Here is a 24260-nt window from a genome sequence, read left to right as displayed (position 1 = left end):
AATCAACGATTTTAATAAAAATTAGTTCAGAATAATTCAATTCTAAAATGATTCAATTTTAAATGTAAATAATTGTTTTTAAAGGTTTAGAAAAAGCTTAAATTAAATAGTATGTTTATAAATAGGATGTTTAACTTAAAAAAAGAAGGAATTTTAGAGAAAATATTTATTCTCTAATTCACGTGTTACTTACATCATTGGGGGCATTCCGCCCATGCCTTCCATTCCGCCCATGTCAGGCTCTTTTCCGGCACCGGATGATGCTATAACATCGTCGATCCTGAGGATCATTTCAGCTGCTTCAGCTGCAGATTGGATTGCCTGTTTTTTAACCCTTTTTGGCTCGATTACACCGGCTCTGTACATGTCGCGTACTTCGCCCTTGAACACGTCAAGTCCCATGTAAATGGATTTTTCGTGTGCAGCCCTGAGGTCCACGAGGGAGTCTATGCTGTCGAGTCCTGCGTTTTCAGCCAAGGTTTTTGGTACAACTTCAAGTGCTTCTGCAAATGCTGCTACTGCAAGCTGTTCCCTGCCGCTTATGGTGTCAGCGTATTCTTTTAAGCCTTTTGCTATTGATATCTCTGCTGCACCTCCGCCTGCTACAACCTGTTTATCTTCTGCTGTGGATGCTACAACACCTATTGCATCGTCTACTGCCCTTTCGATTTCGTCAACAACGTGTTTGGTTGAGCCTCTGACAAAGAGTGTGACTGATTTAGGGTCTTTACATTCTTCAACGAAGATCATGTCTTCGCCTGAGACTTTCTTCTCTGCAACGGATCCTGCTTGTCCAAGGTCGTTGAATGTCAGGTCTTCGATGTTGGTTACAACCTTTGCACCGGTTGCCCTTGAGAGTTTTTCTATGTCGGATTTTTTAACCCTTCTGACTGCCATGATTCCTGCCTTTGCAAGGTAGTGCTGTGCAAGGTCGTCGATTCCTTTCTGACAGAATAGAACGTTTGCTCCTGCATCTTCGATCTTGTCAACCATGTCACGGATCATCTGTTCTTCCTGTTCTATGAATGCCTGCATCTGTGCTGGGTCTGTTATCCTGATTTCTGCGTCAACTTCTGTTTCTTTGACTTCTATTGCACTGTTGAGGAGTGCGATTTTGCCGTCCTCTATTTTCTTAGGCATTCCTGGGTGTACCCTTTCCTTGTCTATAACAACACCGTTGACAAGTGCTGATTCTTCGATGGATGCACCGTCTTTCTTCTCGATCTTTATGTGGTCGGTGTCTATTTCGCCGTTCTCTTCAACCTGTTTAACAGCACTGACTATGAGTTCTGCTAATGGTTCTCTGGCTTTTTCGGTTCCTTTTCCTGTCATTGCAGTCATTGCAACTTTCAGGAGTGTGTCTCTGTCGTCTGCATCGATTGATATTACGTTGAGGATTTCCTGAGCTTTTTCAGCTGCCTGTCTGTATCCCATTGCAACTATGGTTGGGTGTATGTCCTGATCGAGGAGTCCTTCTGCTTTTTTGAGGAGTTCTCCTGCTATTATGACTGCTGTTGTTGTTCCGTCGCCCACTTCATCTTCCTGGGTTTTTGCAACTTCAACCAGCATTTTTGCTGCAGGGTGTTCGATGTCCATTTCTTTAAGGATGGTCACACCGTCGTTTGTTACAACAATATCTCCTAATCCGTCTACAAGCATTTTGTCCATTCCTTTAGGACCTAATGTTGTTCTGACTGTTTCTGCAAGTACCTTACCTGCTAATATGTTCATTCTCTGAGCATCTCTTCCGAGGAACCTGTTTGTGCCTTCGGGTAATATTAAAACTTGCTGGCCTTGTCCGCCTAACTGTGCCACATTAATCACCTCATTTTTTTATCTTATTTTATCGATGGGTTAGAGGTTCTATAAATAGTTTGCTATTGTGGTTCAGGTTGGAGGGAAAAATAGGTTGGATGTTAAAAATTTAGGGACTAAAGGGCTAGAATTTCAGTCACACTGCAAGATTTAGTTACATCCCACTCAAAAAAAAGAAAAAATAGATTAAAATGGTAACTGACTATATATTCCCTTCAAAGTCCAGGAATTAGTATTCCAATTTCTTATAACTCCAAATGAATTCATGTTGTTTGATGCATCTGCATTGTACCATCGACCATTCACGTAAAGTTGAGCCCAAACATGACCCATGGTTCCACTTGAGAACTTGCAGGATCCATAAACGTAACGGGCCGGAATGCCAATTGAACGAGCCAGGGCAACGATTGCATGTGAGAGATCACAGCAGTTTCCACTTCCAGATGTTAGGGTTCCCAATGCTCCTTTTCTTGTGTTGAAGTAAAACTGGTATTCAAGTTTATCCCTTGCCCAGTTGAATATTGCTTCTGCCTTTTCATAGGTTGAAAGGTTTTTTGTCACCAGGGTATAACTAACCTGTGAACTGTTTTCAGAAGCATTAACTGAACTTGAATCGGAACTTGTGGAACACGTTACAGTTGAACATGTGCCTGTTTCTGCCGACGAAGATGTTTCTGTACTGGAGTTAGTGGAGTTTGTCACGTTTGTTGTAACGTTGTACACCACAGGTTTCGTTATGGAAGTGGCCAACAACTTCACCGTGGAAGATGTTGACTGACAATTTTTGGTAGCTTTGAGATACTGACTCATGGAAGAACTTGTTGATTTGGAACTCACTTTGTACTTTTTCCAAACATATTTTACTTTGTATACCCATTTGTATTTCCATTTACCATGATACCTGTATTTCTTTTTGTACTTGGTTACCACTTTTACCTTTTTATAAACATAGCTTGCAGCATATGTTGTAGGATTTTTGGCCACATTGTATTCTTGTGTATTCTGATTCAATCCTAATTCATAGGTTTTAATTGAATCAGATATTCCACCATCATACATAGTTGCAAAAGGTGAAACAAGAAGGCCTAAGCCCAATGCAAATAGCAGTGCAAAAATAGGGTTGCACCTAATTATACCGCCTCCTCATCCCAAAAAAGTTAACTTTGGGATTCATTAGGTGCATTTAATATCTAAATTGAAAACTTATAAATATTTTTATTTGATTTTCAAAAAAAAGAGATTAATGATTGCCTTATTTCGATTTAAAGGCTGTTTGGAAAGTTTTTAACATAACAACACCATGTTTCCATGGATATTCTGAAAAATAATATTCAAAAGAGCTTAACTAAAAAAAATAAGTATTATCTCCATTTTGTACAATCATACCCTCCACAATAGACATGACATTTAAATTTGAGGGCAGTGTGAAGGGAATTTTGATACAAAAAGGGTTATTTGTAGAGTTAAACCTCAAAAATTCTAATTTTACCCATGGATTCTTAATTGTTAACGTGAAAAAGGTTAAAAGATATGGGGTGTTGAACCTAGGAATCATTCAAAATTTTTATCCCTTGAAACCAAAGGGAATATAATAATGATTTGTTCAAAAAAAACAATTAAAACTACTTATCCATCTTTTTCCAGGAGGTTTCATGGTCAAGATCAATGGATTCAAAGTATCCTTTTCTTTCAAGGTTTCTTAAAGCATGGACAAAGTTTTCCTTGGACAGTTCAGTGAAACCCACCTTCTTTATATGTTCGTACAGATCTTCAGTACTGCTCTCCCCATAGGGCAGAACTTGATATATCTGTGACTGGAAGGAGGTTAGATCCTTTTTTGGTTTGGCTGTGAGTGCTTTGAAGTACTTCCTGGTATTTTCAAGGTCTGCTATGACCTCATCCTTTTCACTGAGCCTCTGCTTCAGATTTCTGATCTCATTCTCTTTTTCAATGAGCTGTTTTTTGAACTCATCGTTAAGGACTCTCTTCTGAATACCTTCTGCATTTTTGGACCTCAAAGATTCCTTCTGACATTTTTTAAGTTCGATCTTGAGTTTACTGATTTCAAGTAGACATGCCTTAACAAGCTGTCTCAACTGTTCCCTCTCTGTATCCTTTAACAACGGCATTCTTATCACTCTACCAATTTATGGATAATTTTGTTCTTAGCCTTTAATATACTCTCCTCAAAGTGGAGCACCATCAGGGCACAGAACACCCCAACAAGGGCACCGAATACCACATCAAATGGATAGTGCACACCTATGTAAACCCTTGAAAATGCAATGACACCTGCAAGTAACAGGAACAGAAAGAGGTGCCCGTACTTCACACCCAGTATTGTGCAGCCTGTGAAGGCAGCAACTGAATGACCTGATGGAAAGGAGTAGTCAGCCATGGTTGTGAGAAGATGCACGTTACTCAAAACAGTGTAGGGTCTGGGTCTTGCAATTTCATATTTTATAAATTCAGAGAGGACGTAACCAAATAAAAGTGCAATCATGCCCAGAATAGCAACATTCCTCCCCTTTTCTCCCCCAAAAATGAAAAGCCCAACACAGACCATTAACCAGAAGGCATCTGTTCCTGCGTTGGTTATTAGTGGCATTGTAACGTTGAAAACCGTGTTCTGAAGGCCGTGGTTTATCATGTAAAAGAGTGCCACATCCACGTGGTTTATTGAAACTATAAAACTTTCCAGCATGCCAACTCTCCAAAACAGGTATTTTAAAAGTTATATCTTCATCATCCATGATAAAGTTTACATACCTGGGTTGGAATTTTCAGAGAACATGCAGATACATTAATACAGATCATTAGAATCATTGAAATTTATTCTTAAGATTATAATCGATTGAAAGACTGAGAATCTTAAAAATATCAAATTATCAATATCTTTTAAAAAATTGATCTTTTAAAAAATTGAGTTATTTTTGTTTACGGGAGTTATTGAAATGTTTTTTATAAGTTTTTAATGAATTTAATGATTTAAAAAAAAAGTTAATGAAAAAATAGAGGTATAAAATTATTTCTTCTCTATTTTTATTTTAATTGGGGATTTAATATCCTTCTTCCTCACGACCCATACTGTGACACCCAGAACAATAAGTACAATGAGCCATACCGGGAATACAAATATAGTATCATCTGTTGTCAGGGTTTGGGTTGGGGAGTACCTTCCATATTTTATGGTTGTCTTGGCATCGTAGATACCGAAATCCCAGATACCGGGGGTCCAACTTGTATTGAGGTAGTATTGGTCGTCAGGGTAAACTCCACCATTGAAAGTGACGTTGTGACTGTTAAACCATCCTTTTAGGGCTATGTTACCCGTCATGTTGGCGTAGACAGTTCCGTTGTTTTTAACGTGGTAAACGAAGGATCCTGTCATGAAGTTGAAGAGGAATGATGGTGCACTGTGCTCTTTAAGCTGCAGTGACTCTATGATCTGCCCTGGAAGACCCACAGTTATTGGTACAACGATCTCTGGAACCTGCTGAACCTGCATGGTTGGCAGGTTTTTATTGGACTGACTGGTGGTTTGATTCACAGGATATCCTCTCACAACAAGTGCACCCATTGCATCGTAGTAGTTCACGTTTGAAGGTACACTCACTGTGAACTGAACTTCTTTCTTTTGATTTGGTGCAAGGATGAAGTTGGTTTGATTTACTGATATCCATGTTGCTATTCCCACGTCTGAGAACAGGAGGTTCACATTGTCCATCTGAAGCCTCTTCTTATCGATGGTAACGTTCAGGGTGTTGGAACCAATGTTCTCCACCGTCAGCGTTCCCTGATAGGTCTGGGGTGCCGTCATCTTGAGGTGAAACCCACCTGGTGATGCCAGAATTCCTGTGGCTGATACTGAGCCTAAACTCGTTAACAGGACTAAAACTAAGAATATAAAGCTGAAATTTTTGATACGTCTCTTTGAATCCATATACTTCCTCCAAACTAGAGTAATCTATTGATGATGTTGGTTTAATGTTATTTAGAAATTAGTTTGGTAGGTTGGTATATATATTTTTTAGATGGAGACGATTTGTGATATTTGGTCTTATAATGAAAAAAAGATTTTTAAAATTAAGTTATGGTGTTGTTGGAGTCCCTGCATTGTGTTTAACTGCAGAGAAATATATTGTTGTCTGGTAACTGCCGGGATTTGTTCCCAGTGGCACATTTAAGTATAAAGTTATGGGGGCAACCCTTGAACCACCCTGCGGTGCTTTCTGCCAATTATCATAGATCTTGTAGTAGTTCGTTGTGAATGCTCTGGCTGTTGTAACTGAACCTCCCATGTAACGGAAGTTCGTCAGTGCTATGCTGTTAGAACCACCAGTTAATGGTCCTGAAGCTTTTGTGTAAACATCTATCATGACACTGGAGTAGGTGAATAACTGTTCACCACTAGTTCCACCAGTATATGTATTCTGTGATCCATCAGGAAGTACCGATCCTAAGTTTATTGCAGAATTATTAGCACCGGAATTCCATGTTGCTGAAATAGCCACTGCATCGTTAATAGTTACTTGCACAGGCTGTGTTGAAGAAGTAGATTGTACTGCAAATGCTGGAGAAGCACATGAAACCAGAAGGAATATCAATATCGTTAATAATATAAAGTTTTTATTTAACATTTCTCGTTATTGACTTAGTACTCCTTGAATTTGTAATTGTTACTCACAAAAATTTCAAGAACTTCAGTTCAATTTAAAAATTTAAAAAATGGAGAAAAAAGTAGAAATTTATGGTGTTGTTGCTCCAGTTGCGTTACCAGCATTAACTGCAGAGAAGTAAACTGTGTTCGTGTAGTTACTTGGTGCTGTTCCGAATGGTACTGTTAAATCAAGTTCTATAGGTGCTACGTTGTAACTACCTTGTGGTGCTTTAGCCCAATTGTTGTACATTTTTGCATAAGTAGTTGAGAAAGCTGTGGCTGTTCCAGTAGATCCTCCTTTGTAAAGGAAGTTTGATAACGCTATTGTGTTTGAACCATCAGTTAAGTCTCCAGATGCCTTTGTGTAAACATCTATTGCAACGTTTGAGTAAGTGTATAACTGTTCTCCACTAGCTCCACCTGCGAAGGTCTTCTGTATTCCATCAGCAGTTAATGCACCTAAGCTTATGGTTGAATTGTTTCCACCACTAGCCCATGTTGCTGCAATTGCAATTGTTGGATCTACACTAACAGTAACTTGCTGTGTTGAAGAAGCACTACTTGCTGCAAAAGCAGGGCAAGCTCCTACGATCATGACCAATGCAAGTGCCATTACTCCAATTATTTTTTTATTCATCATATTCTTGTCACTCCAATTATTATCAATACTATTATTGGGGTTCATAACAAAAATCGCCAATAACGGGAACATTTTTGTGAACTCTGTTCCAGTATTAAGAATATTTTGATATATATAGTTTGTGCATTTCTTCATTCAGAGCCCACCCACAGTATGACAGTACTTCAGGGAAGTCATGAAAACTGGACGTTTAAAAAGAGGTCATAATGCTTTAAATTCATTATAAAAAGTTTTTTCAAACATTTAACAAATTTAAACACTTTTTGTGATGATCATCACATAAAGATCGATTCAATAAATTTCATGTTAAAATTTTTTAAAAAATCGTCTAATATAGTCATCAATACAAAAATAAAAGTAAAAATGTTTCAACATGAATTTTTAAGTATTTATAAAGATTAAATTTGAAAAAAAATGTAAAATGAATAGGTTATCAGAAAAATAGGCAACAAATGAGGAGTTATTTCGTTAGATAGTTCAAATTTTAATGTTGGGTTTTAATGAAAATTAGGAGATATTTAAGGCTTCAATATCAAATCTTTTCACTGTTGTTGTATCATTGCAAGATAATAAACCGTAGTCTTGTATGTTCCCGGTGAAACTCCTGTAGGTACTGTTAAATAATAATTACCACTGACGTTGCCAGAAGCAGTCCAATTGTAACGCAACAAAAAAACCCATGATGGAGAAAATGTCCATGATTCAATTTTTACATAATCAGTAGTGAAAGAAGTTTTTGAATTTGAAAAACCGTTATATTTGAGGTTACTTAACGGTATATTATCGGAGGATCTGGTTAAGTCTCCTGAAGCTTTAACATAAAGATTTAGTTTATCATTATTTGAGTCCCAAATGTAGGTGATTTCACTTGCACTTGCATTAACTTGAGTTGCAGAAGGATAAGAATATTCAGAGCCATCTGCAATTACATTGCCCAAGTTTACCTGTGAATTAACACTAATTGAAACACTGGGACTAGTACCAGTCGTTGAGGGAGTTGGATCAGCCACTGCAGTTACAGATGGACTGCTAGCCAACTTGGCAATATTGCTTTCTGTGGTCATATTGGTGGTGTTGGTATCATTTGCAGAACTTGAAATTCCAAGGGATCCGAAAAAGGTGCTGAAACCTATTGTAAATAACATGAAAATTATCATAAGAGTATTTTCAAGTTTTACCATGAAACCACCATAATATCAGATGTTACCCATTAATTTCATCAATTAAGTTCATATTTATATGGAAATTATTAAATAACTGTTAAACCTTTTTAAAGTAAATATCTTACGTTAACTGTTATTCGTTTTTCTTTGATTATAGGATAAATTAATTTATTGATTAAATTTCTCATTCCTTTAAAGAACTCATTACTTATTCTTTGAACTTATTCAAACAGGCTGGGTTGCAGTATCGAAAATAGCAAGATACGTAACGGTAACTTGGTAAGTACCAGGGCTGGTTCCAAATGGAACAGTGAGATAATAATTTGCAGTGGTGGTAATGGGTGTTAAATAAATTGTTCCACTACCATATGAAATTCCACTTGCAACGTAATATACACCATACCAATAATCATATTGAGTCTCCCAAGAGGTGACCAAATGATAACCTGTAGTAAAAGATGTTTTTTGCAGGGAACTATCTCCAAACCCATCATATTTTAAATTACTAACAGGTATAGTGCCAGTGCCACTGCTCATAGCTCCACTTGCCTGGACATATAAATTAAGACTATTGAATGAATTAAAATCCCCGGCACAAGTTTCAACAGTTGTCGCAGCTGGATAAGATCTTTCAGAATTATCAGCCAGTGCAGAACCTAAGTTCAAAGTACTTGGAGTTACACTGAGGTATGTGAATGAATTTTTACTTGGTTTTGCAGCTGCTGGAGCCATCAAACGACCAGTTGTACCACTATTACTACCAATTTTTGTAATTTTAGTCACGTTTGCATGGGTAGTGTTGGTATCGTTAACCGAACTTGCAGTTCCAATGTATCCAAAAAAACTGCTGAAACCTATTACAAATATTATTACTAATATTAAAACACTGTTTTCTATATCCAACATCCCAACCATCTTCAAATATCCTTAAAACATCATCACATTAAACTAATTATTATCTTTTGTGGTTGTGAACAGTATAAACCTTACGGATAATGAAAAAAATTCACATCAATAATATAAGTCTTTTTAAGGAATTTAAATACAAAATAAATTAAATTATTGACTTTAAAATAAAATAAACATTAAAAAGACAGTTATATCTTAATACATACTCATTTTTACCTTAATTTCCAGAAGTGTTCTTTGTGAGCTATATCACAAAACTTTGATCATTGCAACATCGAGATGAATTTAACATATGGATAGATCAACTTAAACACCAAAAACTGATAAAAAATGTCAACATCCTGTTTTAATGATGAAAAAAGTTTGAATAAAAAAATAATGAGTTTTAAGCATTTTAAAAATTTCAGCTAAAAAAATAATAAAATAATAATGAGATAATTTCACATTATCTCATTGATAAGCTCAGCATTGAGTATTGACGCTCCTGCAGCCCCTCTTATGGTGTTGTGACCAACAAGCACATATTTAAGGCTTTTGGAGAACACTTCATCCTTACGGATCCTACCGACAGACACTGCCATTCCGTTGCCAGTGTTACGATCCATACGTGGTTGTGGCCTGTTATCTTCTTCCCTTATGACCACTGGTGCTTCTGGTGCTGAGTGGAGGTTGAGTTTCTGGGGCATTCCCCTGAAGGATGCGAGTGATTCTTTAATTTCATCTACTTCAAAGTCATCCTCCATCTCTATGAAAACTGCCTCTGTATGGCCGTCCAGTACTGCAACCCTGTTGCATGATGCACTGAGTCCAAAGTTTGCAGGTACAACAGATTCTCCATCGTACTCTCCAAGGAGGTGAAGGGTTTCAGATTCCATTTTCTCCTCCTCCCCACCTATGAATGGCACCAGGTTGTCAACTATTGCCATGGATGGAACACCGTTGTATCCTGCCCCTGATACTGCCTGCATGGTGGATACGTAGACCCTTTTGATGTTGAACTGGTCGTAGAGTGGTTTCAGGGTTAGGGTGAGTGCTATGGTTGAGCAGTTGGGATTGGTGACTATGAATCCATCCCAGCCCCTGTTTTTCTGCTGGGTTTCTATGAGTTCCAGGTGGTCTGGGTTGACCTCTGGTATGACAAGGGGCACGTCTGGTTCCATACGCATTGCACTTGCATTGGATGCAACTTTCATGCCTGCAGCTGCAAATTTAGGTTCAACCACTGCTGCTGTATCTGTAGGTAAGGCTGAAAACACTATTTCAACATCTTTAACCTCTGCAGGGTCTGTGTCAACCACAGTTATATCTTTCACTGATTCTGGTATTCCAGTGTCTAAATGCCAGGTCGCTGCATCTTCGTATCTTTTGCCTGCTGATCGTTGGGATGCAGTCAGGGCAGTGATCTCAAATTCGGGATGATCCGCCAGTAGCTGGATGAACCTCTGCCCAACCATTCCAGTTGCTCCAAGAATTCCTACGTTTACCATTTTTCTCAACTTCCCCTTATTATTTCAATATTTCCATCTTTTCTGAGACCTAATCTCAATTCTCCGTTGTATATTTTTGTAAATCCATTTATTACTTCTACTATTGAACCTTTTTTAATCTTTTCCCTTGGAATGTTGTCGTCCCACAGTTCTAAAGTTACGCTTCCAGTATCATCGACGAGTTTAATCAGAACCAAGTAAACCCTTCCAGATTCATCTTTAATTTCCCTAGGAAGTTTTGAAACCATTCCAATAACGTTAACTCTGGCCAGGTCACTCTTCAACTCACTTATCTTAGCGTAATTATCATCCACAAGGTCTGGATCCATCAAAGTGAATTCACAGCATCCTTTAACATCCATGAGCTTTCCAGATACTTCTAGGGGTTCACCAATATGTGAGGTCGTTAAATTCTCAGTATCTCCTATGAATTTCACTGCAATATCCTTTCTGGTATTTCCAAGTAGATACATCTTGTTTTCGTCATAGAAGGCAAGGTTTCCCTTGAAATCAACGATTCCATTATTTGAAAATGTGATGTCTTCCCTTTTGGTTATCTTGTTGAATTCTCCCTTGTAGTTCTGGAAGATTCCCGAGAGGTTGTGGGACTTGCATGATAGTACGTATTCATCTTCAGCATACTCCTTTGATGTTTCATGGTTCCAGACATCTGCAAAGAAGTTTGAACCCCCAGCCACAGCACTTGGATCGTCTGTGTAAAGATTTGCCTCTATCTGGGGATGTCCCTCATTTTCCCTGGAGGATCCCAGACCGCTTCCAGTTAGATTAGAGGAGCCCAGGATCATCTCAGAGTCATCTATTACAATGATCTTGGAGTGTACATGGTTGTTGTACTTCACAAACAGTCTGTCCCCGAAGATACTTTTCCACTGTTCAACATCATCCAGTTGATGAATACGCCTGAAAACATCCTCCCTTTGAAGTTTGGTTATTAAATAAACTTCAAGGTTGGGATTGTTGGATAAAGCATTTTCAAACGCCGTTACAAGTTCTTCACCCAGGGTTATCCAGGGGTATATGATGTAGATGTAGTTCTGGGCGTAGCTTATCCTTTCATGGATCTTCCTGAGGTAGGACCTGTCTTCCTTTAAAAACGTTGGGAGAAACTCTGTGACGTAGTCATCACGCTGAAAAAGCATTTACTCACCTTTACAATCAGTTTAAACCTAAAACATCTCCCATATCACTGATCCTTCCTTCTTCTGCAGTTACAACATATCTAACTGCCTTTATAACTCCATTTACAAATGATTGTCTGCTTTGGGCCCTATGAACAAATTCTATTCGTTCTCCTTCACCTGCAAAGAGTACTGTGTGGTCTCCCACAATGTCTCCTCCACGCACGGCATGTATGCCTATCTCATCTGCGGTTCTCTCACCGACCAGTCCCTTTCTGCCGTAAACCCCAACGTCGTCCATGTTGCGGTTGAGCTCCTCTGCTATGATTTCAGCTGCCCTTACTGCTGTTCCAGATGGTGCATCCTTCTTGTGCTTGTGGTGGGCTTCGATGATCTCGACATCGTAGTCTCCAAGTATCCTTGCAAGGTCACGCACAACCTTGAAGAACACGTTGACACCAACGGCCATGTTAGGAGCTATTACTGCCTTGATACTGTTCTTTTCTATTGTGGATCTGATACTTTCCATCTCTTCATCTGTGAATCCTGTTGTTCCAACCACCAGGTTCACACCGCACTCTGCACATGTCTTTATGGTGACCATTGCAGCCTTGGCTATTGTGAAGTCAACGAGCACATCTGGTTTCTTCGCTTCAAGCTCTTTTTTGAGGTTTTCAGCCCCTGTGACCTTCACACCAATTTCTCCAATCCCTATGGTCTCCCCAACATCCTTACCTTCAAAGGGAGAGTTTGGAGCCTCTATTGCTGCCACAACTTCCATATCATCCTGTTGAAGTACTGTTTTGATTATCTTTGAACCCATCCTTCCGCATGCACCTGTTACAGCCACTTTTATCATTTTATCAATCTCCGTTTAAATAAGAATATACATGATGAATCTTTAAAGATTTTTATGTTGATCCATGTTTTTAAAATAACTTTTAAAGATTTATAGGGCATTATAAATATTTTTTTTGATAAGATTTCTTCATCGTGGAATATCAAGAAAAATTAGTTTTCGTTTTTGCACATCCTTTCAGGATAATTCATAAACTCAGGTCATTCCCCAATTCCGTTTGAATCAACGCAAACACCCTAAAAGAAGTAAAATATGTCCTGAAAGAATTAAAATACCTGAATTTCATGAATAAAAAAAATACAGAAATTGAGGTACCGGAATAGGTTGAATTAGGATTTAACTAAAAAAGAGACTTTAAAAAAGGTAAAGCCTTTAAAAAGGGTTTAGCTCAACCTTAAATCAGTCCAAGGTCGTTCAAGACTTCAGAGAGTTTGGCCTTGCTGTCCTCTTTAAGGGGTGCAAGGGGCATTCTAACATGACCTGCAGGTCTTCCCATCATGTTCAGGGATTCCTTTGCAGGAACTGGATTGGATTCTATGAAAAGAACCTTCATGAGATTGTAGAGTTCGTAGTGAAGTTTGAAAGCTGTTTTGAAGTCTCCTTTGAGACCTGCATCAACCATCTGGCTCATACGTGCAGGGTCAACATTTGCAACCACACTTATAACACCTTTTGCTCCCATTGCTATCATTGGAAGTGTTAGGTTGTCGTTTCCAGAGAGCACTGCGAAGTCCGTACAGTCAAGGTCCTGGAGTCTTTTTATGGTATGGGAAACCTTGTCCATATCAGGGTTTGCCTCTTTTATTCCAACGATTCCATCGAGCTGGGCAACTTTTCCTATGGTTTCAACGTCTATGTCGGTTCCTGTTCTGGATGGAACGTTGTAAACTATTATTGGTATGTTTGTGGATTCTGATAGGAGTTTGTAGTGCTGGTAAAGTCCGTGTTGCTGTGGTTTGTTGTAGTATGGTGTTATTACCAGGGCCGCGTCTGCTCCTGAGTCTTCTGCGTGTTGTACAAGTCCCAGTGCTTCTTTTGAGGAGTTGCTTCCGGCTCCGGCTATTGCCTTCACCCTGCCATTGACCTCATCAACGAGGATATCTATCATCTTCCTCTGTTCGTCATGGGTTATGGTGGCTGATTCACCGGTTGTTCCGGCTGCAAGTATTCCATTAACTCCATTTTCAATGAGATAGTTTATGTTTTCACGCATTCCTGTTTCATCCACCCCATCATCCTTGGTGAAGGGTGTTACCATAGCAACTGTTGTACCTTCAAAATTCATTCTAAGACTCTCCTTACAAGTTCATAAGCTTTTTTCCCATCGTTCCAATCCACAAAAATCACCACAGAAGTTTGGCTTGAAGAAATCTCAACGATATTGATCTTGTTTCTGCGCAGAGGCTCCGTTACCTTGGTTATTATTCCCGGCGTGTCTATGAAGTCCTGGCTTGTGACCGTTATCATAGCTATCTCCATTCCCAGGGACAACGAACTTAGGTATTCATTGTTAACAACCACTTCATGGAGGACTTCATGGGCCCTGTCTGCAACTGCCTTATCTATGAAAAGGGTTACAGAATTCTGGCCTGTTGATATGCCATATATGTTTATATCGTTCTCTGCAAGGGTATCTGTGAGTGTTGAGAGTATTCCTCTTTTTGTGAGTATCTCCTCCCCAACCACGGCAATAACAGATATTGGTTCAGAGTTAAGGGCAGTTGTTTTAAGCATCTGATCCCCTGCAGGACCTATTATCTCTGTTCCAAGGGCTGAAAGATCTCCATGCTCAAATCCTATTATCTTGGCATTTATCAATGGATCCTTGTATCTCAGTGCATGTGGATGGAGTACCTGTGCCCCGTGGGTTGCAAGGTCCCTCATCTCTTCAACAGATATTTTGTCAAGCTTCTTTGCACTCTGGAGCTTGTTTGGATCCGTTGACATAACTCCGCCAACATCCGTTACAATGATGACCTCCTCTGCACTGAGACAGTGGCCCATGAGGAAGGCTGTTATGTCACTGCCACCCCTGCCCAGGGTTGTGATGTTTCCAGTTTCATCCCTTCCAAGGAATCCACAGAGTACAGGTATGATACCCTGGTCAAGGAGGTTCATTATTTCCTTGGATTTTTCTTCGGTTAACTCGTAGTTGACCTTTGCATTTATATAATTACTATCTGTGATAACTGGCCAGTTGTCCATGTGAGGATCTATGTATTCAGATTTCACACCGAGAGACTCTATGGTTGCTGAGAAGATTCTGACACTTGTTGTTTCACCCATGGATACTATGTCTGCAAGCTGCTTCTCTGTTACAGCATCACCTATTGCCTCGTGGACTATCTTCAGGATATCATCCGTTGTCTTGTTTATGGCAGAAACCACAACAACGACCTTCTTACCCTTCATATACTCTTTTACAACAGATTCTGCTGCTTTTCTTATTCGTTCTCCATTTCCTACGGATGTTCCTCCGAATTTGGCCACAATTACTTCCATTAAATACACACCTTTAGGTTAAAAGTATTCTATAAAAATTAATATTAATTATAGTATATTTTTGTTTATAAGGATTTATAAAAATTTTATAAAAATATGTGAGAATTGTAAAAGCTAGATAAATATAAAAGTTTAAGTTTAAATCTTAAGATCGTGTAATCTTAAGAATGCAAACTTAAAATAGTTTTTTAAGATTTTTTAGGACTGCTGCCTAACTACTCTGGTTACGTATCCAGCTATCTTGTTTCTTAAATGTTTTGTACTGACTGTTGAGAACTCTTCAACTAATTTTTTGTTCTTATCAAAATCAGTTGTGAACTGGCCCTCGTAAGTTTCGATCAGCTCTTTAGCTGTTCTTTTAACGAATGATGTTCGTATGTTACCCATGCTTTCCCCTCCTTAAAATTTTTTCTTGTTCTCTTTTACTCATACTCGCGAGTATCTTCATTATACGGGTAAGGCTGACTTCATCAATTTTCTTTTCCCTTGCTATTTCTTTGATCTTTTCCTGAATAAATGCTTCTCTCTTTTTATCCTCAATTTCAATGCCCAGTACGATCTTGGCATTGAGTATGTCTCTTGCAAGGGATGTTCTTCTTTCAATGAGATTTATTATCTCTTCATCCATCTCATCTATCTTATTTCTTGAATCCTGAAGTAGTCTTAAAGCTTCTTCCCTATCCACTGCGAACCACCTTTGTGCCTTCGTTGTCAACCCCTGTCCTTATGACCCTTCCAGGGTAGGAACTCCATGATTCCTCCACTTTGTCGGCATTTCTGTTGTTGGCTACTGCTACAAATGAGGGTCCTGTACCTGAAAGCCCTGCTGCTACTGCACCAGCGTCTAAAGCATCTAAAGCAATGTTTGAATCAAATCCAAGTGCTGAACAGTAAAGAAGTCCGTTCAATGTAAGGGCACTGTAGATTCTCCCATTCAAAGCTTCATCAAATGCCATTTTAACCCATGGAGCAAGGAGCTTCATACGCCCTACATCTGACTTTGCAGTGGGTGACTTTCTATCTGGCATATGTATTAATATATTTTGCTCCTCCATGTTTTTCTTCTGTAGAATCTTTCTCTTCATGTTGTCTGTGACTGTCAGACCACCGAAGAAGGATGCACTTGCATCATCAAAGGCACCTGTTATGGTAACCCCTGCCTCGAGGGATGCGTCTATTGCAAGGTTGAGAAGATCAAGTTCGTTCAAACCTGCATCTTCAAGTTCAAATCCATACTCATTCATGATTGCACGTGCAGTTGCCATGACCACTGCATTGGAAGTTGCACTGCTGCTTGAAAGCCCAGATGCAGCAGGGAGGGTGGAGGTTGTTTTAACGCTGACACCTGTCTGGAGGTCCAGGTACTTCAGTTCACCCCCTATCCTGAGGATTCCGAACCTTTCAATGACCTTCTCAACGCAGAGTTCCATGAGCTTTGTGTCAACGAAACTGTCTGTTTCACATAATATTGAAGATTTAGGACCTTTAAATTTAACTTCTGCATTAACATAAAGTTTTATGCCAAATGCTGAACCGTATCCTGTTGATATTGCATTTATTACTGTGGCAGAGCCGGGAGATCTGACTTTTGTGTTCAATAACATCACCATGGGCATTCAAAAGATTTATGTCTTGTTCAACAACCTTCAATTAAAGGTATCATATTCTGTACTACAAATTAATGGTAAAACACATTATATAATTAGGGATTGATAAGGATTTCTTTATCCATTAATTAAATTGGAGATATGTGGTTAAAACATTTTTCATAAAAGGAATTCTTTGAAACTTAAAAATGGTTTCAACCGTGCAAATTCTTATTATTCTAATTTTAAGTATTATTTGTACATGATGTTTCCCGTGCGTATTAAAGCCCCAATCAATATAACAATAAGAAGGAGCACCAACACTCCAATGATTATGAGCCTATTTATTTCCCTTTCTTTATCTTCCTTTTCACCCATGGAATTATTTCTATTTTTGATTTTATTTACATATTATCAAAGGGTGGCTCGAAGAGGGGGCATGGAAAAAAGTTTGATATAATTATATAGGTAAAAAAGGACTAATAAAAATAATAAAAATAGTATCACATAGTACTGAAGTTTCAAAGTGATGATCATGGACAAAAATACCAAAATAGTTTTAACAGTTATTGGTGGGGGATTAACGGTGTTGTTACTGCTTATGATAGTATTTGTTGCCTACATCGGCAGCTCCACCGATGGAAACCCCTTTGGAGACACAGTTGCAGTTATACCACTTCAGGGAGAGATCGGATACGCATCCTCAAGTGTGCTCAGCAGCGATGTTGTAACGCCTGAAACCTTTGACGATGAAATGTCCCAGGCAGAGGACGACCCTTCAGTGAGTGCAATCCTCGTTGAAGTTAACAGTCCAGGAGGCACCCCTGTTGCCAGTGAAGAGATCATGGAATCCATCAACGATTCAAAAAAACCAGTTGTGGTCTGGATAAGTGATGTGGGTGCCTCAGGTGCATACCTTGCATCAACATCTGCAGACAAGATCGTTGCAAGTCCATCATCCATGGTTGGAAGTATCGGTGTCATCATGGACATGACAGATCTCTCAGGACTCTACCAGAAGCTGGGTATAAACAAGTACTCAATAAAAGCCGGAGAATACAAGGATATGGGTGCAGATTACCGTAATCTAACATCTGAAGAAAGGAGCATGCTTCAATCAATGGTGGATCAGGATTACGCCCATTTCATAAGCATCGTTGCAACCAACAGACACCTCAACGAAACCTACGTTGAAAGTGTTGCAGGTGGAAAGATATATACAGGCACACAGGCTAAAGATTTAAAGCTTGTGGATGATACTGGTAGTAAGGAACATGCACTGGACCTTGCAGCCAAGCTGGGTGGAATAGATGGTGAGTACAACAAAGTGACCATAACTCCACCAACAAGCTTTGAAGACATGCTCAGCAGTGTTTCATCAAGCCTTGCCTACTCCCTTGGTAAAGGAATTGGAAGCAACCTTAAGGAAGGTTCAATCGAATATATATTCCAATAAGGGTATAAATTACAATACATTCATTTATGATTAGTAAAAAAAATTGAGGTTAAAAAAGAGGTGAATAAATATGGTAGTTAAAGTCGAAGTATTTACATCCCCTTCCTGCCCATACTGCCCAATGGCAATCGAACTTGTAAATGAAGTTAAAAAGGATATGGGTGACCAGTTAGAAGTTGAAAAAATTGACATATCCATCAACCAGGAAAAGGCCGTTGAATACGGATTGATGGCAGTACCTGCAATTGCCCTTAACGGTGTTGTGAAATTCGTGGGTGCACCAAGCAAGGAAGAACTCGTTGCAGCTATCAAAGAAGAAACTGGATGATCAAATAGGTACTGTGAGGTACCTACCCTTCATTTTATAATTTTTTTTATAATACGTGGTATTTTATAAACAGGGTAATTTTAAATTTTATAGGAATATTTGGTAATTTTAAATACTATTTTTTTTAAAGTAAGTCCATGGAAAACAGAGAGATTCCACAGGTTAACCTTCCAATTTCTGAGGAGGAGTACGGGATTACAACAGGCAGCGCTGCAACAGGAGCAGCCCTTGCAGCACTTCTATCCCTGAAGGGAGATGTGAAGGTTGTGAAGATCCAGACGCCCATCACCCATCTGGATATAGAGGTGGAAAGCTCCCAGAAAGTGACTGAAACATCTGGAAGGGCTTCAGTGATAAAAAGACCCTACAAAGACCCTGATGTTACAAGAAACCTGGAATTCTTTGCAGAGGTGACCCTGAAAAGGGAGCCAGGCATAACTGTGGATGGTGGTGAGGGTGTTGGAAGGGTTACAAAACCCGGACTCCAGGTTCCAGTTGGAGAGGCAGCAATCAATCCTGTTCCACGTGAAATGATACGATCCAACCTCCAAAGGATTATTGAAAGGGAATTTCAGGACTATAAGGGTGCTGAAGTTGTGATATCAGTTCCAGAGGGCAGGGAAACTGCTAAAAGAACCATGAATCCCCGTCTTGGAATCGTTGATGGGATTTCCATACTTGGAACAACAGGTGTTGCCCGTTCCATGTCGGTTGCCAGTTACAAAAAATCATTCAAGTGTCAGATGGACGTTTCACTGGCTGAGGGCTATAATGAACTCATCTTCGTGCCGGGGAATATCGGAGAGAAACTTGCATTGAAACTCCTGGATGTTGAGGAGGATGAGGTGGTTCAGATGAGCAACTTCGTGGGTTACATGCTCTCTGAAGCAGAATCAGCAGGTGTTAAGAAGATCACCCTCTTTGGACATGCAGGTAAGCTCATCAAGATCGCTGCAGGCATATTCAACACCAAGCACAGCATTGCAGACGGCAGACGTGAGGTTATAATGGCACATGCAGCCCTTCAGGGTGCAGATCATGGAGTTGTGAAGAGAATATTTGAGTCCAACACAACCGAGGAAATGATAGATGTTCTCAATGAATTTAACATGGTACTGCCTGTTTTTGACAGTATTGCAGATTCAATTAAAGAGATCTGCACTGCCAAGTATCAAATGGAAATTGATGTGGTGATACTGAGGATGGATGGAACTGTGCTTAACGATAATCATGAGATAAAGGTTGGATCTCGAGGGGATTCATAAAAAAACAGGACCCTAGATCATCAACTCAATGCCTTGCCTTTTTTAATTTTGGAAATTTTTTTTATCTGGGAATTTTCATAACTAAACCTTCTTTAACCCCGGGATTCAGATATCCCCACTTTTATGATAAAATTTTATATGAGATATACAACATGAAATGATAAGATTGAAATATTTACAAAATTCATTATAAAATAAATGATTAAAAGAAAATAATGATTTATAAGAGAGATACTGATTCAATAAAAATCTTCAAGTATTTGGTTAATTTGTTGAACATTCGTTAAACATTCAAGATCAAATCTTTTTAGAGTTGGAGGCAGATTAAATGGGTGAAAAAACGTTTACACATCTTACAGAGGGTGGTGTTCACATGGTTGAGGTTGGAGACAAACCAGTTGTGAGGAGAACAGCCACCGCAATGGGTAAGATCTATTTAAAGGAAAGTACGGTGGATCTCATCAAAAACAATGAAATAAAGAAGGGTAACGTGCTCACAACTGCACAGATCGCTGCCATCAGCGCCGTGAAATCAACCCATCACACCATACCCCTATGCCATGCCCTGAAGATAACAGGCATTGAAGTGGACTTCAACGTAGAACTTGACACCATCGAGATAGAGGTGAGTGTCAGGTGCGATGGAAAAACAGGTGTTGAGATGGAAGCACTTACAGGTGCAAGTGTTGGACTTCTAACCATATGGGACATGGTTAAAAGTGTTGAAAAGGACGATAACGGCCAATACCCATCAACCAGAATATCTGACATTGAAGTTGTCAAGAAGGAGAAGGTGGGACTTTGAAGAGTAGAATTGCCCTGCTTATTTTTGTCATGATACTGGTTTCCATGGTTGGTGCCGGATACTCACAGAACATTAGAATCAACAGGAACAGGACTTCAGATCTTGCAGTTGATGATGCAGACTTGAACATTCAAAGTGAAACCTTTCATCTATCCAAATCTCCCCTTGTGAATTTTCTGCCCCTTGGGATTCACATGCCAAAACCTGGACAGGTACTTCAGATATTTATCCTGGGCTCCATCCTTGGTTTGAGCTGGGTCATGGCCAGAAAGGGAGATATGGAGTTTTAACATAAGATCCAGTTGATTTTGAAATCAGTGCGGAACTTCAGTTTAGATGTTAAAAAACCTTCAACAATTTTTACAGAACCTAATGAAACATGGAAAAAGCTAAAATTTAATCAAACCCTACGATTTGATGGTCATGGAAACTATAAAAAAGGAAATCAGAGAGATTATAAAGGATTCTTATCCCAATATAAATGAGTTGAACCCTGCACAGAAGGCCGTGGTTGATTCTGGATATTTGGAGGATGAAACCAACTACATCATAGCCATTCCAACTGCCAGTGGAAAAACCCTACTTGGAGTTATGGCAGCCCTGAACACTGTGTTGAAGGGAGGTAAGGCAGTTTATGCAGTTCCATTAATATCCATCCAGAACGAGAAGGTTAAAGAGTTCAAAGCCTTTGAGAAGTTTGGAATCAAGGTTGGAAAGCATCCTTCATCCTCTGATATTGCGGTTATGGTTTTTGAATCCTTCGATGCAGTGACACGTTTCTCATGGAATACCCTCAGGGAGATTGATCTCCTCATCATCGATGAATTCCACATGATAGGGGAGTACTCAAGGGGTCCAACCATTGAATGTGCAATAACCCGTTCAAGGATACTGAACCCGAGTATGAGGATGGTTGCACTTTCTGCAACACTCCAGAATATGCCTGAACTTTCCTCATGGATGGATGCACATGTAGTTCAGCACGATTACCGTCCGGTGCCACTTTACAAGGACGTGCTCACAACCGAGGAACTTGGACTTAAGAACAAAAACGATGTCATCCTGAAGATACTGAACCAGTCCATGGAGGAGGAATCCCAGGCCCTTGTCTTTGTATCAACACGAAGATTCACAGAATCCCTTGCAAACCACATAGCGGGCAAGATCAAACGGAAGTTACCTGCTGAGAAGAAGAAGGTCTTCAAGGAGGTTGCGGAGAAGATACTGGACGTTCCAAAACGCAGAGGAACCCTTCCAACAGCTGTCTGTCTGAAGCTTGCAGAGTGTGTTGAGAGCGGTGTGGCATTTCACCATGCGGGTTTGTTCGACAAACAGAAGGAGATCATCGAGGATGAGTTCCGTGCAGGAAACCTCCTCATGATAACTGCAACCCCCAGCCTCATGTACGGTGTGAACCTTCCCTCAAAGAACGTTGTTATAAGGGATTACACACGATGGACAGGGCAAGGCCCCCAACCAATACCTGTATTCGACTACGAGCAGATGTCTGGAAGGGCTGGAAGGCCAGGCTACGATGATGAGGGATACTCTTACCTCATTGCCAAGAGTGTTGATGAGGCATTCAACCTCAAGGACCATTACATCTACGGTGAGATAGAAACAACCAATTCCAAGCTCATTGAGAACAGGGATGCGGTTTACAAGCAGATAATAACTCAGGTGGCTTCCAGCCTTGCAAAGAGCCCCCAGGAGATTTTGGAGTTCTTCAACGATACATTCTACGGTTTTCAGATGTCCCACAACGAGTACATGTCTGCATTTTCAGCCGAATCAATGGAGTACGATTTGAAGGAAGCCCTTGACTTTCTCATGCAGAACGGTATAATCCGTGCAACACCTGACGGGCTTAAAGCAACTGATTTTGGAATGCTCATTGCCAAGAGCAACTACACAGTTGAAACAGCAGTTAAACTCAGGGAGTTTGCACGTTCCGGTGACATCGAACCTGAAAAATTACTGTATGAGATTGCAAGAACCCCTGACATTCCAGTTATCACATTCAAGGGCCGTAAGAGTAAGGATCCTGTCAGGGAACGGTTATCCAAGGCAGGTATCTTTGCAGTGGACATGGGATTGGCTGAGGCAACGGCTGCAACCCTCATGGAGTGGCTGGATGAACGCAGTGAGTACGAGATAGAGAATGCCTTCAACGTCTACGCTGCATCAACCAGGAGAACATCCTACGAGGCTTCGCTCCTTGTGAAGTTCTTCAGGAAGATATGTGAAGTTCTAGGGATCTACACAGGCCTAAACGAACTTGACACCCTATCTGCAAGGCTTTACTACGGTGTTAAGGAGGATCTGGTGCCAATGGTACTATCAATTAAGCGTCTGGGACGTAGAAGGGCACGTGCCCTTGTTGATGCCTTTGGAACGGATCTTCGATACGTTTCACGTGAGGAACTCCTGCGTATTGAAGGTATAGGTCCAAAAACTGCGGAATCAATACTCAAATGGTGCAGGGAATGAAATTTGACTTTGAAAAGCCCCTTAAGAAGGTTGAACTTGTGGAAATGCTCAAAAATGAGGCTGATGAAATTTCAGTACAGGATATAATGGAGATCTACACTGAGATGAACCGGGAAGGAAAGTACGTTCAGAAGAGCTACCAAGATGAGTACATCAAATTCTACATAAAATCTTATTTAAAATATTTAAAGGATTTAAAAACAGATGAAACTCCATACAATTCTTACGTTGATATGGAAAAGTTGAAGTGCACAGTGGACCATCTGGAAAGCCTGTTTGAACACCATGAAAAATATTCAAAGCCTCGTTTAAAAAAGGTGCTCTATGTAACAACCCTGTATCCAACATTTATACTGGAAGAACCTATACACATCATTGGATCACAGTTTCCAGGGGGTTTGAAGATTAAAAAGAATGGTGAAACCTATTTATGTCCTGTCAAAGAGAAACAAGAGGAAAGCCCCAATGCCCTCTGTAAATTCTGTATTGCAGAACAGGACGAGGATGTTTGAAAATTCATCTTTTACCATAATGAGAATTAATTCGAAAATTAAGGAATTAATTCATAAAATGGAATTAACTCTTAAATTTATATTTAAATGGTGCAGGGAATGAAATTTGACTTTGAAAAGCCCCTTAAAAAGGTTGAACTCGTTGAGGCTCTGAAAAATGAGGTTCATGATATCTCTGTGATGGATATCATGGAGGCCCACAGCTACCTGGTCAGTGAGGGTAGGTACGTTCAGGAGAGCTACCGCGACGAGTACCTGAAATCCTACGTAAAGGCCTTTTTAACACGTTTGAGGGACCTAAGAAATGACAACATCCCCTATCCTTCCGATGTGGATGTGGATGAACTGAAGGATGCACTGGATAACCTGGAACATCAGGAGAAGAATCTCGTTGAAGGCGAGTTCAATCCATGCTTCTGGAGGATATACAGTGTTATGTCCATTTACACGAGTTTCGTTCTGGAGGAACCCATACACATTGTTGGAACACCTTTTCCTGGTGGTTTCAAGGTTAAAAAGGTGGGCGATGATTATCTATGCCCGGTTAAGGAGAAACAGAAGGACAATCCAGGGGCTGTGTGTGGTTTCTGCATTGCAGAGCAGGACGAAGATGTTTAAAAGTTGCCAAGACTCTAATAAATTAA

At 39.8% G+C, this 24260-nt stretch carries 26 protein-coding genes; 8 read left to right on the top strand and 18 right to left on the bottom strand.

Annotated elements, in window-relative coordinates; genetic code table 11:
- Positions 1-189: 189 nt before the first annotated feature.
- From thsA to MCBB_RS12340, 18 genes are all read right to left on the bottom strand, one after another.
- Positions 190-1815, bottom strand: coding sequence for a thermosome subunit alpha (thsA, locus tag MCBB_RS03785; protein WP_071906523.1), 1626 nt, complete (start codon positions 1813-1815; stop codon positions 190-192).
- 186 nt (positions 1816-2001) lie between these two features.
- The gene (locus MCBB_RS03780) at positions 2002-2874 is read right to left on the bottom strand and encodes a transglutaminase-like domain-containing protein (protein ID WP_171899080.1); all 873 of its coding nucleotides are present in this window, start codon (positions 2872-2874) and stop codon (positions 2002-2004) included.
- 563 nt (positions 2875-3437) lie between these two features.
- Positions 3438-3944 carry a hypothetical protein gene (locus MCBB_RS03775; RefSeq protein WP_071906521.1) on the bottom strand — a complete coding sequence of 169 codons (507 nt, stop codon included), beginning with the start codon at positions 3942-3944 and terminating at the stop codon, positions 3438-3440.
- Between the two features lie 5 nt (positions 3945-3949).
- Positions 3950-4519, bottom strand: coding sequence for a phosphatase PAP2 family protein (locus tag MCBB_RS03770; RefSeq protein ID WP_071906520.1), 570 nt, complete (start codon positions 4517-4519; stop codon positions 3950-3952).
- 321 nt (positions 4520-4840) lie between these two features.
- Complete coding sequence (locus MCBB_RS03765) at positions 4841-5758, bottom strand: hypothetical protein (RefSeq protein WP_071906519.1); 918 nt, start codon at positions 5756-5758, stop codon at positions 4841-4843.
- A 148-nt stretch (positions 5759-5906) separates the two neighbouring features.
- The gene (locus MCBB_RS03760) at positions 5907-6422 is read right to left on the bottom strand and encodes a hypothetical protein (RefSeq protein WP_071906518.1); all 516 of its coding nucleotides are present in this window, start codon (positions 6420-6422) and stop codon (positions 5907-5909) included.
- 141 nt (positions 6423-6563) lie between these two features.
- Complete coding sequence (locus tag MCBB_RS03755) at positions 6564-7115, bottom strand: hypothetical protein (protein ID WP_071906517.1); 552 nt, start codon at positions 7113-7115, stop codon at positions 6564-6566.
- A 542-nt stretch (positions 7116-7657) separates the two neighbouring features.
- Positions 7658-8296: a hypothetical protein gene (locus MCBB_RS03750; RefSeq protein ID WP_071906516.1), complete on the bottom strand. Its 639-nt coding sequence runs from the start codon at positions 8294-8296 to the stop codon at positions 7658-7660.
- 207 nt (positions 8297-8503) lie between these two features.
- Complete coding sequence (locus tag MCBB_RS03745) at positions 8504-9184, bottom strand: hypothetical protein (protein WP_145976005.1); 681 nt, start codon at positions 9182-9184, stop codon at positions 8504-8506.
- A gap of 443 nt (positions 9185-9627) precedes the next feature.
- Positions 9628-10674, bottom strand: a complete 1047-nt coding sequence (gene asd, locus MCBB_RS03740) for an aspartate-semialdehyde dehydrogenase (protein WP_071906514.1) — start codon at positions 10672-10674, stop codon at positions 9628-9630.
- Between the two features lie 5 nt (positions 10675-10679).
- Complete coding sequence (locus tag MCBB_RS03735) at positions 10680-11834, bottom strand: phospholipase D-like domain-containing protein (RefSeq protein ID WP_071906513.1); 1155 nt, start codon at positions 11832-11834, stop codon at positions 10680-10682.
- A 16-nt stretch (positions 11835-11850) separates the two neighbouring features.
- Complete coding sequence (gene dapB / locus MCBB_RS03730) at positions 11851-12672, bottom strand: 4-hydroxy-tetrahydrodipicolinate reductase (protein WP_071906512.1); 822 nt, start codon at positions 12670-12672, stop codon at positions 11851-11853.
- Between the two features lie 394 nt (positions 12673-13066).
- On the bottom strand, positions 13067-13957 hold the full coding sequence (dapA, locus tag MCBB_RS03725) for a 4-hydroxy-tetrahydrodipicolinate synthase (RefSeq protein ID WP_071906511.1): 891 nt from the start codon (positions 13955-13957) through the stop codon (positions 13067-13069).
- A complete protein-coding gene (locus tag MCBB_RS03720; RefSeq protein WP_071906510.1) occupies positions 13954-15174 on the bottom strand; it encodes an aspartate kinase in 1221 nt (406 codons plus the stop codon). Before MCBB_RS03720 ends, dapA begins: the two co-directional genes overlap by 4 nt.
- A gap of 198 nt (positions 15175-15372) precedes the next feature.
- Positions 15373-15561, bottom strand: coding sequence for a 30S ribosomal protein S17e (locus MCBB_RS03715; protein WP_071906509.1), 189 nt, complete (start codon positions 15559-15561; stop codon positions 15373-15375).
- Positions 15554-15859 carry a chorismate mutase gene (locus MCBB_RS03710; protein ID WP_071906508.1) on the bottom strand — a complete coding sequence of 102 codons (306 nt, stop codon included), beginning with the start codon at positions 15857-15859 and terminating at the stop codon, positions 15554-15556. The genes MCBB_RS03715 and MCBB_RS03710 overlap by 8 nt, the downstream gene beginning before the upstream one ends.
- On the bottom strand, positions 15852-16772 hold the full coding sequence (locus tag MCBB_RS03705; protein ID WP_145976004.1) for a shikimate kinase: 921 nt from the start codon (positions 16770-16772) through the stop codon (positions 15852-15854). Before MCBB_RS03705 ends, MCBB_RS03710 begins: the two co-directional genes overlap by 8 nt.
- A gap of 240 nt (positions 16773-17012) precedes the next feature.
- Positions 17013-17138: a hypothetical protein gene (locus MCBB_RS12340; RefSeq protein ID WP_269454994.1), complete on the bottom strand. Its 126-nt coding sequence runs from the start codon at positions 17136-17138 to the stop codon at positions 17013-17015.
- A 157-nt stretch (positions 17139-17295) separates the two neighbouring features.
- Here MCBB_RS12340 and sppA point away from each other — a divergent pair, with 157 nt between their 5' ends.
- The 8 genes from sppA to MCBB_RS03665 all read left to right on the top strand — a co-directional run bounded on the left by sppA (position 17296) and on the right by MCBB_RS03665 (position 24234).
- On the top strand, positions 17296-18216 hold the full coding sequence (sppA, locus tag MCBB_RS03700) for a signal peptide peptidase SppA (RefSeq protein ID WP_071906507.1): 921 nt from the start codon (positions 17296-17298) through the stop codon (positions 18214-18216).
- Positions 18217-18286: 70 nt separating this feature from the next.
- Positions 18287-18544, top strand: a complete 258-nt coding sequence (locus tag MCBB_RS03695; RefSeq protein ID WP_071906506.1) for an MJ0307 family thioredoxin — start codon at positions 18287-18289, stop codon at positions 18542-18544.
- Between the two features lie 137 nt (positions 18545-18681).
- Positions 18682-19809, top strand: coding sequence for a cobalt-precorrin-5B (C(1))-methyltransferase CbiD (gene cbiD, locus MCBB_RS03690; RefSeq protein ID WP_394327147.1), 1128 nt, complete (start codon positions 18682-18684; stop codon positions 19807-19809).
- 328 nt (positions 19810-20137) lie between these two features.
- Positions 20138-20614 (top strand): cyclic pyranopterin monophosphate synthase MoaC, encoded by a 477-nt coding sequence (moaC, locus tag MCBB_RS03685; RefSeq protein ID WP_071906505.1) that lies wholly within the window; start codon positions 20138-20140, stop codon positions 20612-20614.
- A complete protein-coding gene (locus tag MCBB_RS03680; protein WP_071906504.1) occupies positions 20611-20904 on the top strand; it encodes a hypothetical protein in 294 nt (97 codons plus the stop codon). The genes moaC and MCBB_RS03680 overlap by 4 nt, the downstream gene beginning before the upstream one ends.
- A 124-nt stretch (positions 20905-21028) precedes the next feature.
- Positions 21029-23104 (top strand): DEAD/DEAH box helicase, encoded by a 2076-nt coding sequence (locus MCBB_RS03675; RefSeq protein ID WP_171899079.1) that lies wholly within the window; start codon positions 21029-21031, stop codon positions 23102-23104.
- Positions 23101-23616: a DUF2115 family protein gene (locus MCBB_RS03670; RefSeq protein WP_171899078.1), complete on the top strand. Its 516-nt coding sequence runs from the start codon at positions 23101-23103 to the stop codon at positions 23614-23616. Before MCBB_RS03675 ends, MCBB_RS03670 begins: the two co-directional genes overlap by 4 nt.
- 99 nt (positions 23617-23715) lie before the next feature.
- Positions 23716-24234, top strand: coding sequence for a DUF2115 domain-containing protein (locus MCBB_RS03665; protein WP_231916396.1), 519 nt, complete (start codon positions 23716-23718; stop codon positions 24232-24234).
- Positions 24235-24260: the final 26 nt, after the last annotated feature.

The organism is Methanobacterium congolense (assembly GCF_900095295.1).
Taxonomy (GTDB): domain Archaea; phylum Methanobacteriota; class Methanobacteria; order Methanobacteriales; family Methanobacteriaceae; genus Methanobacterium_C; species Methanobacterium_C congolense.
Note: the sequence above shows the minus strand (reverse complement) of the source record. Positions and strands in the feature narration are given on the sequence as shown.

Bases quoted from the DNA above. Each gene is read 5' to 3' on its own strand.
- MCBB_RS12340 (WP_269454994.1), bottom strand. From the start codon at position 17,138: ATGGGTGAAAAGGAAGATAAAGAAAGGGAAATAAATAGGCTCATAATC.
- asd (WP_071906514.1), bottom strand. From the start codon at position 10,674: ATGGTAAACGTAGGAATTCTTGGAGCAACTGGAATGGTTGGGCAGAGG.
- MCBB_RS03670 (WP_171899078.1), top strand. From the start codon at position 23,101: ATGAAATTTGACTTTGAAAAGCCCCTTAAGAAGGTTGAACTTGTGGAA.
- MCBB_RS03715 (WP_071906509.1), bottom strand. From the start codon at position 15,561: ATGGGTAACATACGAACATCATTCGTTAAAAGAACAGCTAAAGAGCTG.
- moaC (WP_071906505.1), top strand. From the start codon at position 20,138: ATGGGTGAAAAAACGTTTACACATCTTACAGAGGGTGGTGTTCACATG.
- MCBB_RS03735 (WP_071906513.1), bottom strand. From the start codon at position 11,834: ATGCTTTTTCAGCGTGATGACTACGTCACAGAGTTTCTCCCAACGTTT.
- MCBB_RS03720 (WP_071906510.1), bottom strand. From the start codon at position 15,174: ATGGAAGTAATTGTGGCCAAATTCGGAGGAACATCCGTAGGAAATGGA.
- dapA (WP_071906511.1), bottom strand. From the start codon at position 13,957: ATGAATTTTGAAGGTACAACAGTTGCTATGGTAACACCCTTCACCAAG.
- MCBB_RS03665 (WP_231916396.1), top strand. From the start codon at position 23,716: ATGAAATTTGACTTTGAAAAGCCCCTTAAAAAGGTTGAACTCGTTGAG.
- dapB (WP_071906512.1), bottom strand. From the start codon at position 12,672: ATGATAAAAGTGGCTGTAACAGGTGCATGCGGAAGGATGGGTTCAAAG.
- sppA (WP_071906507.1), top strand. From the start codon at position 17,296: ATGGACAAAAATACCAAAATAGTTTTAACAGTTATTGGTGGGGGATTA.
- MCBB_RS03750 (WP_071906516.1), bottom strand. From the start codon at position 8,296: ATGGTAAAACTTGAAAATACTCTTATGATAATTTTCATGTTATTTACA.
- MCBB_RS03755 (WP_071906517.1), bottom strand. From the start codon at position 7,115: ATGATGAATAAAAAAATAATTGGAGTAATGGCACTTGCATTGGTCATG.
- MCBB_RS03780 (WP_171899080.1), bottom strand. From the start codon at position 2,874: ATGTATGATGGTGGAATATCTGATTCAATTAAAACCTATGAATTAGGA.
- MCBB_RS03695 (WP_071906506.1), top strand. From the start codon at position 18,287: ATGGTAGTTAAAGTCGAAGTATTTACATCCCCTTCCTGCCCATACTGC.
- cbiD (WP_394327147.1), top strand. From the start codon at position 18,682: ATGGAAAACAGAGAGATTCCACAGGTTAACCTTCCAATTTCTGAGGAG.
- MCBB_RS03745 (WP_145976005.1), bottom strand. From the start codon at position 9,184: ATGTTGGATATAGAAAACAGTGTTTTAATATTAGTAATAATATTTGTA.
- MCBB_RS03765 (WP_071906519.1), bottom strand. From the start codon at position 5,758: ATGGATTCAAAGAGACGTATCAAAAATTTCAGCTTTATATTCTTAGTT.
- MCBB_RS03775 (WP_071906521.1), bottom strand. From the start codon at position 3,944: ATGCCGTTGTTAAAGGATACAGAGAGGGAACAGTTGAGACAGCTTGTT.
- MCBB_RS03770 (WP_071906520.1), bottom strand. From the start codon at position 4,519: ATGCTGGAAAGTTTTATAGTTTCAATAAACCACGTGGATGTGGCACTC.